Raw genomic sequence first — 11,863 nt, 5'->3', positions numbered from 1 at the left:
TCCTCTTTTCACTGCGTTCCTGGGCCTCGGCCCGGGCACGCTGCATCGATTCATTCCATGGCCAAGACCACCACCGCCGCCGCCAAGCCGGCCCGCAAGACTGCCGTCAAGACTGCCGCGCCCAAGCAGCGTGCGATGCCGCCGAACCCGCCCTCGGCCCCCAGCAAGGAACTGCATGTGTTCCCGAACCCGGCGCCGCAGCGCGACTACGTGATCCAGTTTCAGGTGCCGGAGTTCACCTGCCACTGCCCGCTGACTGGCCAGCCCGACTTTGCGCACTTCACGATCGATATGATCGCCGACAAGCTCTGCGTCGAGTTGAAGAGCCTCAAGATGTACTTTTGGAGCTACCGCCACGAAGGCGCGTTCCACGAGAAGGTGACGAACACCATCATGGAGGACATCATCAAGGTCACTGACCCGCGCTTCATTCGCATCACGGCCAAGTGGTACGTGCGCGGCGGCATCTACACCAATGTGGTTACTGAGCACCGCAAAAAGGGCTGGAAGCCGGCGCCCCGCGTCGACCTGCCCGCACACGGCTTCGAGTCCGGCCTGCTGCGCTGAGTCTGTCTGCTTGAGCTTCGCGACCAGCTCGGCCAATCTATCCGTCGCTGTGACGGTGCGGCGCAGCCGCATTGACGGCTATGGTGTGTTCGCCACCGATGCGGTGTTGGCGGCCGTGCGCATCGGTGCGCTGACCGGCGAGCCTGTCACAGTGGCCGAGGGCCGGCGCCGGGTGGTCGGGCGGCAACGCATCATGCTGGTGGAGATCAGCGACAGCCGTGCGATCGACGCGACCCGGTCCGAAGACGCGCTGCGCTTCACCAACCATAGCTGCCGCCCGAACGCCCAGATCAGTCTGGCGCAAGGCAGCATCGAGTTCGTGGCGCTTCGCGATATCGCCCCCGGCGAAGAGATCACCGTTGACTACGGCGCCACCCATCACGAAGGCCGGCTGGCCTGCCGCTGCGCCCAGAGCGGCTGCCTGGGCTGGCTATGATCCGCACCAACATGCACAACCCTTTGCTGGACAAGCTCCATCCCTACCCCTTCGAGCGCCTGCGTGCGCTGATGAAGGGCATCACGCCCAACCCGGCCTACCGCGCCATCAGCCTGGGCATCGGTGAGCCCAAGCACCCGGCCCCAAAACTGATCGAGGAGGCCTTGATGGCCAGCCTCAAGGGCCTGTCCGGCTACCCGGCTACCGCTGGCGAGCCGGCGCTGCGCGAAGCCCTTTGTGCCTGGATCCGGCGCCGCTACGCGCTGAGCCTGGATCCGGCCAGCCAGGTGCTGCCGGTCAACGGTTCGCGCGAGGCCCTGTTTGCGCTGGCGCAGACCGTGATCGACCCGACGCGCCCCGGTGCCACCGTCGTGTGCCCGAATCCCTTCTATCAGATCTACGAGGGCGCGGCGCTGTTGGCCGGCGCGCAGACCGCCTTCGCAAATAGCGACCCGGCCCGAAATTTCGCCGCCAGCTGGGCCGAGATCGACGCTGCGACTTGGGCCCGTACCCAGCTGCTCTATGTCTGCTCGCCTGGTAATCCTACCGGTGCGGTGATGCCGCTGGACGAGTGGCGTATGCTGTTCGAGCTGAGCGACAAGCACGGCTTTGTGATTGCGTCCGACGAGTGCTATTCAGAGATCTATTTCCGTGATGAGGCGCCGCTCGGCGGCCTGGAGGCAGCGGTCAAGCTGGGTCGCAGCGACTTCCGCAATCTGATCGCCTTCACCAGCCTGTCCAAGCGCTCAAACGTCCCGGGAATGCGCTCGGGCTTCGTGGCCGGCGACGCCGCCATCATCAAGAAGTTTCTGCTCTATCGCACCTATCACGGCAGCGCGATGAGCCCCATCGTCCAGGCCGCCAGCATCGCTGCCTGGAACGACGAGGCCCATGTGGTCGCGAACCGTGAGCAGTACCGCGCCAAGTTCGCGCAGGTGACGACCATCCTGTCGGCCGTGCTGGACGTGGCCCTGCCTGACGCAGGCTTTTATCTGTGGGCGGCCGTCCCTGGCGGTGACGACATCGGATTCGCCCAGCAACTGCTGGCTCAATACAATGTTGCGGTGCTGCCCGGCAGCTTGCTGGCCCGCGAGGCCCACGGTGTCAATCCCGGCGCTGGCCGCATCCGCATGGCCCTGGTGGCCGAAGTATCAGAATGCGTTGAAGCCGCTCAGCGCATCGCCGAATTCACATCTCTCTTCAAGCAATCGCTCTGAACAAAATGACGCAACTGCAGACCACCATCGAACAGGCCTGGGAAGACCGCGCCTCCCTGAACACCGGCAGCACTGGCGCTGTGCGCGAGGCCGTCGAACATGTGATCGCCGAACTGGACGCGGGTCGCCTGCGCGTGGCCGAGCGCCAGGCCGTGGGCCAGTGGACTGTGCACCAGTGGGTCAAGAAAGCCGTGCTGCTGTCCTTCCGTCTGAACGATAACCAGCTGATGGGTGATGGCGCCCTGACCTTCTTCGACAAGGTACCCAGCAAATACGGCCAGATGGACGAGGCCGCCATCCGTGCCACGGGTGTGCGCGTCGTGCCACCGGCCGTCGCGCGCCGCGGCAGCTTCCAGGCTAAGAATGTGATCCTGATGCCCAGCTACGTGAACATCGGCGCTTATGTCGATGAAGGCACGATGGTGGATACCTGGGCCACCGTCGGCTCCTGCGCCCAGATCGGCAAGAACGTGCACCTGAGCGGCGGCGTCGGCATCGGCGGCGTGCTGGAGCCGTTGCAGGCCAATCCGACCATCATTGAGGACAACTGCTTCATCGGCGCCCGCTCTGAGGTGGTCGAGGGCGTGATCGTCGAGGAGAACTCGGTGATCTCGATGGGCGTCTACATCGGCCAGAGCACACCGATCTATGACCGCGAGACCGATACGGTGTCCTATGGTCGTGTGCCGGCCGGCTCGGTCGTGATCAGCGGCTCGCTGCCAAAGAATGACGGCAAGTACAGCCTGTACGCCGCCATCATCGTTAAGAAGGTCGACGCCGGCACCCGCGCCAAGACCAGCATCAACGATCTGCTGCGCGCCTGATCGGGCGACTACGGGGAGCACCGGCATGAGTGGAAACATGGAACGCATCCTCAGGCTGATGGCCGAGAAGGGTGCGTCCGACGCCTATCTCTCGGCCAATATGCCGGTGCTGATCCGCATTAACGGCCAGATATTGCAGCTGTCCGACCAGCTGCTGACGCCCTCGCAGCCGCGCCAGCTGATTGCCGAGGTGGTGGACGCGAACCAGCTCGGCGAGCTCGACGCCACCGGTGAGCTGAATATGGCGGTGGCGATCTCCAAAGTTGGTAGCTTCCGACTCTCCGGCTTTCGCCAGCGTGGCTCGATCGCGGCGGTGTTTCGTCACATCCCGCACGATATCCCCACCCTGGACAGTCTGAACCTGCCGCCCATTCTCGGCAAGCTCATCCAGGAAAAACGCGGTCTCATCCTGATGGTGGGCGCCACCGGCACTGGCAAGAGCACCACGCTGGCTGCGATGCTGGAACAGCGCAACCAGAACATGTCCGGCCATATTCTCACCATCGAGGACCCGCTGGAGTATTTGTTCACCAACAAGCGCTCCGTGGTCAATCAGCGCGAGGTTGGTCGCGACACCGCCTCGCTACAGATCGCGCTGAAGAACGCGCTGCGCCAGTCGCCTGACTGCATCCTTATCGGCGAGATTCGTGACCGCGAAACGATGACGGCGGCGATCTCCTATGCGCTGTCCGGCCATCTGGTGGTGGCGACTCTGCACGGCAACAACAGCTATCACGCGCTAAACCGCATCCTGTCCTTCTATACGCCGGAGTCACGTCCGGCCCTGCTGAACGATTTGGGTGCTGGTCTGAAGGCCGTGGTCTCGCAGCGCTTGGTGCGCGCGGCGGCTGGCGGCCGGGTGCCGGTGACCGAGATTTTGCTGAACACCAAGCTGATCGCAGAGCTGATCGAGCAAGGTGATTTCGGTGCCGTCAAGGAGGCGATGGAAAAGTCCATCGCCGAAGGCTCGCAGACCTTCGAGGAGCATTTCGCCAAGCTGATCAAGGAGGGCACGATCACTCGCGAGGAAGGCCTGGCCTTCGCTGACTCGCCGACCAATCTGCTGTGGCGGCTGCAAAACGATGCCGCCCCTGCCAGCGGCCAGAACGGCAACAAGAAAGAGGAGCCGGCCAGTGACCACGCCAGCTTCACAGAAATCACCCTGGATGTGCGTACCGAATGAGCTCCACACTTGCCCTTCTTGAGGCCCTGATCGCCCGGCCCTCGGTCACTCCCGCTGATGCGGGTTGCCAGGCGCTGATCGCCGAACGCCTGAGCGCCTGCGGCTTCGAGATCGAACGCATGGACAGCGGGCCAGACAACGCGCGGGTCAGTAATTTGTGGGCGCTGCGGCGCGGCGCGGCCGCGGACGGTCCGGTCCTGATGTTTGCCGGCCATACGGATGTGGTGCCGCCCGGATCGCTGGCCGCCTGGACCAGCGACCCCTTCGTTCCCAGCTACCGCGAGGGCCGCATTTATGGCCGCGGCGCAGCCGATATGAAGGGCTCTGTGGCGGCTATGGTGGTGGCGGCCGAAGAGTTTGTCGCGGCGCATGCCGGTCACCAGGGCAGCGTCGCCTTCTTGTTGACTAGCGACGAAGAAGGACCGGCGACCGATGGCACGGTGGTCTGCTGCGAGTTGCTGAAAGCGCGGGGCCAGAGACTGGACTATTGCATCGTCGGCGAGCCGACCTCGGTCGAGACCCTGGGCGACATGATCAAGAACGGCCGCCGTGGCACGCTCAGCGGCAAGCTCAAGGTCAAGGGCGTGCAAGGCCATGTGGCCTACCCCCATCTGGCCCGCAACCCGGTGCACCAGGCTGCGCCTGCGCTGGCCGAACTGGCGGCCACCGAATGGGATCGCGGCAACGCCTATTTCCCGGCCACCACCTTCCAAATCTCGAACATCAACGCAGGCACCGGCGCAACCAATGTGATCCCGGGCGAACTGGTGATTGACTTCAATTTTCGGTTCTCCACCGAGTCGACTCCCGAGGGTCTGAAGTCCAAGGTACACGCCCTGCTGGACCGTCATGGGCTGGAGTATTCGCTGAGCTGGACTTTGGGCGGCGAGCCCTTTTTGACGCCGGTGGGCAATCTCAGCGAGGCGCTGCGTGCGGCCATCCGCAGCGAGACCGGTCTGGAGCCGCAGCTATCCACCACCGGCGGTACCTCTGACGGGCGCTTCATCGCCAAGATCTGCCCCCAGGTGCTGGAGTTCGGCCCCATCAACGCGAGCATCCACAAGATCGACGAGTATGTGCCGGCCGATTGTGTTGAGCCGCTGAAGAATGTCTACCGACGCACGCTGGAGAACCTGCTGCTGTGAACCTGATCGCCTGTATCGAGGCCCAAGCCGCCCGCCTGACCGAGGCGGGCGTTTCTTTTGGGCATGGCACAAACAATGCCTTTGACGAAGCCGCCTGGCTGTGCCTGTGGCGCCTGAGCCTTCCGCTGGACTCTTTGGACGAGCACGCCGAGCAAGACCTGAGCCCGGCGCAGCTCGGCGAGATCGAAACCCTGGTGACCGAGCGCATCGCCAGCCGCCAGCCGGCCGCCTACCTGACCCGCGAAGCCTGGCTGCAGGGCGTACCTTTCTACGTTGACGAGCGTGCAATCGTGCCGCGCAGCTTTATCGCTGAGCTGATCGCTGATGCCAGCATCGATGCCTGGCTGTCGGACCGGACGACGCGAGTGCTGGACCTGTGCACCGGCAACGGCAGCCTGGCGGTGCTGGCCGCGATGGCCTGGCCGGAGGTGAGCGTGGATGCGATCGATCTGAGCAACGAGGCGCTGGAAGTTGCCCGCATCAACGTCGATAGGCACGGCTTGCAGGAGCGCATCCGATTGCTGCAGGGCGATGGTTTGAAACCGGCCGATGGCGTCTACGACCTGATCCTGTGTAACCCGCCTTACGTCAACAGCGCCTCGATGGCCAAGCTGCCCGCCGAGTACCGTGCCGAGCCCGCGCTGGCGCTGGCGGGCGGCGCCGACGGCATGGACTTTGTGCGTCAGCTGCTGGCTGATGCCTGTGGCCACCTGAGCAAGCACGGCGTGCTGGTGCTGGAGATCGGCAACGAGCGCGAGTTTTTTGAAGCGGCATTCCCGCAACTGGAAGTGGCCTGGATGGAGACATCGGCCGGAGAAGAGCAAGTGTTGTTGATTACCCAAGAAGCATTGACCCAAGGCCTGTCCGCATCATGATCACGCTGCGTAACATCACGCTGCGTCGCGGCACCAAGATCGTTCTCGATGACGCCAGCGTCACCCTGCAGCCGGGCGAAAAAATCGGCCTGGTCGGCCGCAACGGCGCCGGCAAGTCCAGCCTGTTTGCGCTGCTGACCGACCGCCTGCAAAGCGACAAGGGCGAGGTCGACATTCCGCGCCAATGGGCCGTCGGCGAGGTCGCCCAGAACATGCCCGAGACCGAGATGCCGGCCACCGACTATGTGCTGGAAGGCGACATCCGCCTGATGGCGGCACGCCAGGCTTTGGCCGAAGCGGAAGCGGCCGAGGACGGCCACGCGATGGCCGATGCCCATGCCTTGCTGATGGATGCCGGTGCTTTCGATGCCAAGCCGCGCGCGCAAGCCCTGTTGATGGGCCTGGGCTTCAAGGGCGAACAGGTCGACGCGCCTGTCAACAGCTTCTCGGGCGGCTGGCGCATGCGCTTGCAGCTGGCGCGGGCGCTGATGTGCCCTGCCGATCTGATGCTGCTGGATGAGCCGACCAACCACCTGGATCTGGACGCACTGGTCTGGCTGGAGGCCTGGTTGCAGCGCTACGAAGGCACGCTGATCATCATCAGCCATGACCGCGAGTTCCTAGATGCTATTACCAAGGTGACCCTGCATCTGGATGAGGCCAAGCTGATGCGTTACGGCGGCAACTACACGGCCTTCGAGTCGATGCGGGCTGAGCGTATGGTTTTGCAGCAGGCCGCTTTCGGCAAGCAGCAGGACCGCATCGCACACCTGCAGAAGTTCATCGACCGCTTCAAAGCCAAGGCCAGCAAGGCCAAGCAGGCGCAAAGCCGGGTTAAGGCGCTGGAGCGCATGGAGAAGCTGGCGCCGGTGCTGGCTTCGGCCGATTTCAGCTTCGAGTTCCGCGAGCCGGTCAGTCTGCCCAACCCGATGCTGATGTTCGACGAGGTGGCCTGTGGTTACGAGGTTGAGGGCGTCGAGAACATTATCGTGCGCGGCATCAACCGCTCCGTGCTGGCCGGCCAGCGCATAGGCATTCTGGGAGCCAACGGCCAGGGCAAGTCCACGGTGGTGAAGACGGTGGCGCGCATGCAGCGTGCGATGGGCGGCAAGATCACCGAGGGCAAGGGCCTGTCGATCGGCTACTTCGCGCAGCAGGAAATGGACGTGTTGCGGCCCGAAGAGGGTCCGCTGTCGCACATGATCCGCTTGGCCAAGGAGGTGAGTCCCGGCGCGCGTGAGCAAGAGCTGCGTGACTTCCTGGGCCAGTTCCGCTTTGTCGGCGAAATGGTCAACCAACAGGTCGGCAGCCTGTCAGGCGGTGAGAAGGCGCGGCTGGTGCTCGCCATGCTGGTCTGGCAGCGCCCAAACTTGCTACTGCTGGACGAGCCAACCAACCATCTGGACCTGAACACCCGCGAGGCGCTGTCGATGGCGCTCAACGAGTTCGAGGGCACGGTGATGCTGGTCAGCCATGACCGCGCCCTGCTGCGCGAGGTCTGCGACGAGTTCTGGCTCGTCAGCAAGGGCGTGGTCGGCCCGTTTGACGGTGACTTGGACGACTACCAGAAGTGGCTGCTGGATCAGTCCAAAGAGGCCGCCAAAGCTGCCAAAGAGGCCGCCAAGAAGGCCGCAAAGCTGCCCGCTGCCGCAGCGCCTGCTCCGGTGGTCACGGCTGCCCCCGCGCCCGCGAGCGTCGCTGCTCGCGAGGACCGCAAGGCCAGTGGCCAGGCTCGCCAGCGCCTGGCCGAGCAGACCAAACCAATGCGCAAGGAAATGGAAGGCATCGACGCCAAGCTCAATCAACTGGCCGATGAGCGCAGTGCGCTGGAAGCCCAGCTGGCTGCCGGCAGCTCCACGCCGGTCCAGATCGCCGAACTAGGCAAGCGGTTGAAAGCCATCCATGATGAATTGGAGGCTGCGGAGCTGCGCTGGCTGGAACTGAGCGCGCAGGTCGACGCGATTCAGGCCGCCGCTTGAGTCTTCTACCCTGTCAGCGCGCAACCAGTACGGCCGCGATCGCCAGCGCCGCCGGCAAGGCCTGCACGAAAAGGATCTTCTTGCCGACGGTGGCCGCGCCATAGACGCCCGCAACCACGACGCAGCCCAGGAAGAAGAGCTGGTTCGCGGTGTTGCCGCTCGCCAGACCCCAGAGCAGGCCCGCACTCAGAAAGCCGTTGTAGAGACCCTGGTTGGCGGCCAGGGTCTTGCTCGCCTCAGCGAATTCGGGTGTCAGTCTGAAGACCTTGCGGCCCAGCGGTTTGGTCCAGTAGAACATCTCCAGCACCAGAAAATACAGATGCAGGGCGGCCACCAGGGCCACTAGCAGGTTCGCTATCAACGTCATCTCGTCTCCCTAACTTGAATAACCATTTAAGTTGTGTGCAATTTAATTGCAGAATACATTATCACCCATGCCACGCAACAAGACCACCGCAGCACCGAGCAAGGCCGAGCAATGGCTGCAGCTGGACCAGCAGCTGTGCTTCGCGCTGTACGCCAGCTCGCTGGCCATGACCAAGCTCTACAAGCCCCTGCTGGAGCCCTTGGGCCTGACCTACCCCCAATACCTGGTGATGTTGGTGCTTTGGGAAGCGGACGGCATCAGCGTTTCCACCCTGGGCCAGCGGCTCTCGTTGGACTCCGGCACCCTGACTCCCTTGCTCAAACGTCTAGAGGCCGGCGCATTGATCAACCGCCGCCGCGCCCAGGACGACGAGCGCCGCGTCGATATCTTCCTCAGCGATGCCGGCCGCGCACTGAAAGCCCAGGCCGTGGGCATTCCGCCCCAGCTCGCCTGCGCCAGCGCCTGCTCGCTCGATGAGCTCGTCTCCCTGACCCGACGCCTGCATGAGCTGCGCAAGCAGCTCTCCGGCGCCAACCTTTCTTCGCTCAACCACCACTCCTTATAGGAACACGCACCATGGCACTCGATAAAGTTCTCTACACCGCCACCGCCACCGCCACCGGCGGTCGTGAAGGCAAGGCTTCCTCGTCCGACGGCGCACTGAGCGTTACGCTGAGCACGCCGAAGGAACTGGGCGGCGCCGGCGGTTCGGGCACCAACCCTGAACAGATGTTCGCTGCCGGCTACTCGGCCTGTTTCATCGGCGCGATGAAGGCCGTGGCCGGCAAGATCAAGATCGCTGTGCCGGCCGATGTGTCCATCACCTCTGAAGTGGGCATTGGCCCAATTCCCGCCGGCTTCGGCATCCAGGTCGCCATGAAGATCAGCCTGCCGGGTCTGGAGCGCAGCCAGGCCGAAGCCTTGGTGGCCGCCGCCCACCAGGTCTGCCCATACTCCAATGCAACGCGCGGCAACATCGACGTGAGCCTGACCATCGTCTAATCACCTTGTTCGTTTCAAGCGGGGGCCACGGCCCCCGTTGCCGTTCTCAGGCGAGCAATTCAAGCAAAAGCTCGATACGCGCCTTGACCGGGCTCAGCGCGCCGGCGCTGGGCAGGGACGCAGCCGCTGGCGTGACTGGACCAGCATCGCAGCGGGTACTGCGCACAATCTTGACTCCCTGCTGCTGGGCGCTTCGCAAGCTCTGCTCCAGCGCGACCGATAGCGTGCCATTGCCGGTGCCGGCCACCACCAGACCATCGACGCCCTGGGCCAGCAAGGCCTGCACGACAGCAGCATCGGCGCCCACGTGGTTCAGGACGATCTGCACGCGTGGCCAGGCCGCAGGGGGCTTGCCAATACGCGACAAACCGACGCCACCCTGCGCATCCGGCCACGCGCCTAAGGGCCGCAGCACCCCCTCTTCCACGACAGCGACCAAGCCCCCGTCGCTCGAAGCAAAGGCATCGACCTTGTAGCTGTGTACCTTGCGGATTTGCTCGGCCCCATGAACGCCACCCGCAAACACGGTGAGTACGCCTTGCGAGCGTTCATCACTTGCAACGCTGACGGCATCGAGCAGGTTCTGCGGCCCATCCGTCTGCAGGGCCGTTGCCGGTCGCATCGCAGCCGTCAACACCACGGGTTTGCGCGGCGCCAGCACGCGGTGGAGGAAATATGCCGTCTCTTCCAACGTATCGGTGCCATGGGTGATCACGATCCCGGCCACATCGTCACGCGCGAGATGGTGGGCCACGCGCTCGGCCAGCCGCTGCCAGGTGGTGAAATCCATGTCCTTGCTGTCGATCTGGGCCACTTGCTCGGCCTCTAGTGCCCGCTGCGCCAGCGGCGGCACCGCCAACACCAGATCTTCTACGCCCAGTTGGGCGGCTTTGTAGCCGACGTTGTCGGAGGCCGTGCCAGCCTGGCCAGCAATCGTGCCGCCGGTGCCCAGGATCACGATAAGAGGCTTGTTCTTGCTAACCACAGTCACTTCCTGGATGAATGAACAGTTACTGGATATATACTCAGGCGCATCTTTCCCAGATGTCTGCGAGCCCAGCATGGACGATATCAGCCCCAGTCTTTCCACCGTTAAATTAACGGCACGCCAGCAGCAGATCCTTGACTTAGTGCGTCAGGCTATCGAGCAGACCGGTGCGCCGCCGACCCGTGCCGAGATCGCCAACGAGCTGGGTTTCCGCTCAGCCAATGCTGCCGAGGAGCATCTGCAGGCATTGGCGCGTAAGGGCGTGATCGAGTTGGTCGGAGGAACCTCGCGCGGCATCCGACTGAAGTCGGACACCTTGAAAGCCTTGCACCAGGAGCGCCGCGCACGTGAGGACTTCCAGTTTTCGCTGCCCATTCCGAATCTGTCTCAACTCACCCTCCCCCTTGTCGGGCGCGTCGCGGCCGGCCACCCCATCCTTGCGCAGGAGCATATCGAACAGAGCTACACCGTCGAGAGCAGCATGTTCGCGCGCCGCCCCGATTTCCTTCTGAAGGTGCGCGGCATGAGCATGAAGGACATTGGCATCATGGACGGGGATCTACTGGCGGTGCAAAAGGCCAGTGAAGCCAAGAATGGCCAGATTGTCGTCGCGCGACTGGGTGATGAGGTCACGGTCAAACGCTTCAAACGCAGCCGCAGCGGTGGCATTGAGTTGCTGGCGGAAAACCCAGACTTCGAACCCATCTTGGTCGCAGCCGGGGATGAGAGTTTCGCACTGGAAGGTTTGGCCGTAGGTTTGATCCGCGGGCAGATAGCCTTCTGATACTTCGCGCGCGATGGAGTTTGCAGGGACGATGACTCTGCAAACAGTTGGTATATCTCAGCGAACAAGAAAAAACCCTGGAGGCTTACGCTTCCAGGGTTTCAAATGTTGGCGGAGTGGACGGGACTCGAACCCGCGACCCCCGGCGTGACAGGCCGGTATTCTAACCAACTGAACTACCACTCCAGATAATCTTGCGACTATCGAATAAGTTCTGTAGTTGCTTGCAGCAAACGCTGTAAGAACTACCAAGCCTTATTAAACTTGGCGTCCCCTAGGGGATTCGAACCCCTGTAGTCACCGTGAAAGGGTGGTGTCCTAGGCCTCTAGACGAAGGGGACTAAACCTTCTAATTACTTCTTCTACTTCGCTGCCCGAGTCGCGCGCCACCGCCACACTAAGGTGACTTGGTGGAGGTAAGCGGGATCGAACCGCTGACCTCTTGCATGCCATGCAAGCGCTCTCCCAGCTGAGCTATACCCCCAAAATCCGGGCG

13 protein-coding genes and 3 tRNA genes are annotated in these 11,863 nt (G+C 63.3%); 11 read left to right on the top strand and 5 right to left on the bottom strand.

Annotated features, from left to right (window positions below):
- Window positions 1–135 precede the first annotated feature (135 nt).
- The 8 genes from queF to OOZ63_RS07415 are packed head-to-tail and all read left to right on the top strand — an operon-like array spanning window position 136 to window position 8,226.
- Window positions 136–567, top strand: a complete 432-nt coding sequence (queF, locus tag OOZ63_RS07450; RefSeq protein ID WP_266005100.1) for a preQ(1) synthase — start codon at window positions 136–138, stop codon at window positions 565–567.
- Window positions 568–577: 10 nt separating this feature from the next.
- Window positions 578–1,003, top strand: a complete 426-nt coding sequence (locus OOZ63_RS07445; RefSeq protein WP_266004804.1) for an SET domain-containing protein — start codon at window positions 578–580, stop codon at window positions 1,001–1,003.
- An 11-nt stretch (window positions 1,004–1,014) separates the two neighbouring features.
- Window positions 1,015–2,220 carry a succinyldiaminopimelate transaminase gene (gene dapC / locus OOZ63_RS07440; protein ID WP_266004803.1) on the top strand — a complete coding sequence of 402 codons (1,206 nt, stop codon included), beginning with the start codon at window positions 1,015–1,017 and terminating at the stop codon, window positions 2,218–2,220.
- A gap of 5 nt (window positions 2,221–2,225) precedes the next feature.
- Window positions 2,226–3,044, top strand: a complete 819-nt coding sequence (dapD, locus tag OOZ63_RS07435) for a 2,3,4,5-tetrahydropyridine-2,6-dicarboxylate N-succinyltransferase (protein WP_266004802.1) — start codon at window positions 2,226–2,228, stop codon at window positions 3,042–3,044.
- 25 nt (window positions 3,045–3,069) lie between these two features.
- A complete protein-coding gene (locus OOZ63_RS07430) occupies window positions 3,070–4,227 on the top strand; it encodes a PilT/PilU family type 4a pilus ATPase (protein ID WP_266004801.1) in 1,158 nt (385 codons plus the stop codon).
- The gene (dapE, locus tag OOZ63_RS07425; protein ID WP_266004800.1) at window positions 4,224–5,372 is read left to right on the top strand and encodes a succinyl-diaminopimelate desuccinylase; all 1,149 of its coding nucleotides are present in this window, start codon (window positions 4,224–4,226) and stop codon (window positions 5,370–5,372) included. Before OOZ63_RS07430 ends, dapE begins: the two co-directional genes overlap by 4 nt.
- Window positions 5,369–6,247, top strand: a complete 879-nt coding sequence (prmB, locus tag OOZ63_RS07420; RefSeq protein ID WP_266004799.1) for a 50S ribosomal protein L3 N(5)-glutamine methyltransferase — start codon at window positions 5,369–5,371, stop codon at window positions 6,245–6,247. The genes dapE and prmB overlap by 4 nt, the downstream gene beginning before the upstream one ends.
- Window positions 6,244–8,226 (top strand): ABC-F family ATP-binding cassette domain-containing protein, encoded by a 1,983-nt coding sequence (locus tag OOZ63_RS07415; RefSeq protein ID WP_266004798.1) that lies wholly within the window; start codon window positions 6,244–6,246, stop codon window positions 8,224–8,226. The genes prmB and OOZ63_RS07415 overlap by 4 nt, the downstream gene beginning before the upstream one ends.
- A 13-nt stretch (window positions 8,227–8,239) precedes the next feature.
- On the opposite strand, the gene OOZ63_RS07410 is transcribed toward OOZ63_RS07415, so the two are convergent.
- The gene (locus OOZ63_RS07410) at window positions 8,240–8,593 is read right to left on the bottom strand and encodes a DUF1304 domain-containing protein (RefSeq protein WP_266004797.1); all 354 of its coding nucleotides are present in this window, start codon (window positions 8,591–8,593) and stop codon (window positions 8,240–8,242) included.
- Between the two features lie 67 nt (window positions 8,594–8,660).
- Here OOZ63_RS07410 and OOZ63_RS07405 point away from each other — a divergent pair, with 67 nt between their 5' ends.
- On the top strand, window positions 8,661–9,158 hold the full coding sequence (locus OOZ63_RS07405; protein WP_266004796.1) for a MarR family winged helix-turn-helix transcriptional regulator: 498 nt from the start codon (window positions 8,661–8,663) through the stop codon (window positions 9,156–9,158).
- Window positions 9,159–9,169: 11 nt separating this feature from the next.
- Window positions 9,170–9,595, top strand: a complete 426-nt coding sequence (locus tag OOZ63_RS07400) for an organic hydroperoxide resistance protein (RefSeq protein WP_137940555.1) — start codon at window positions 9,170–9,172, stop codon at window positions 9,593–9,595.
- Between the two features lie 46 nt (window positions 9,596–9,641).
- Here OOZ63_RS07400 and OOZ63_RS07395 read toward each other — a convergent pair whose 3' ends face one another.
- Window positions 9,642–10,580, bottom strand: a complete 939-nt coding sequence (locus OOZ63_RS07395) for an asparaginase (RefSeq protein WP_266004795.1) — start codon at window positions 10,578–10,580, stop codon at window positions 9,642–9,644.
- Between the two features lie 76 nt (window positions 10,581–10,656).
- Between OOZ63_RS07395 and lexA the strand changes: the two genes are divergently transcribed.
- On the top strand, window positions 10,657–11,367 hold the full coding sequence (gene lexA / locus OOZ63_RS07390) for a transcriptional repressor LexA (protein WP_266004794.1): 711 nt from the start codon (window positions 10,657–10,659) through the stop codon (window positions 11,365–11,367).
- Between the two features lie 109 nt (window positions 11,368–11,476).
- On the opposite strand, the gene OOZ63_RS07385 is transcribed toward lexA, so the two are convergent.
- From OOZ63_RS07385 to OOZ63_RS07375, 3 genes are all read right to left on the bottom strand, one after another.
- A tRNA-Asp gene (locus tag OOZ63_RS07385) sits at window positions 11,477–11,553 on the bottom strand.
- Between the two features lie 79 nt (window positions 11,554–11,632).
- Window positions 11,633–11,708 (bottom strand) — tRNA-Glu (locus tag OOZ63_RS07380).
- Between the two features lie 67 nt (window positions 11,709–11,775).
- Window positions 11,776–11,851, bottom strand: a tRNA-Ala gene (locus OOZ63_RS07375).
- Between the last annotated feature and the right edge of the window lie 12 nt (window positions 11,852–11,863).

It is taken from the genome of Paucibacter sp. PLA-PC-4, assembly GCF_026241155.1.
Lineage (GTDB): Bacteria > Pseudomonadota > Gammaproteobacteria > Burkholderiales > Burkholderiaceae_C > Roseateles_E.
The sequence above is the reverse complement of the archived record's forward strand: the minus strand, read 5'-3'. Positions and strand labels throughout refer to the sequence as shown.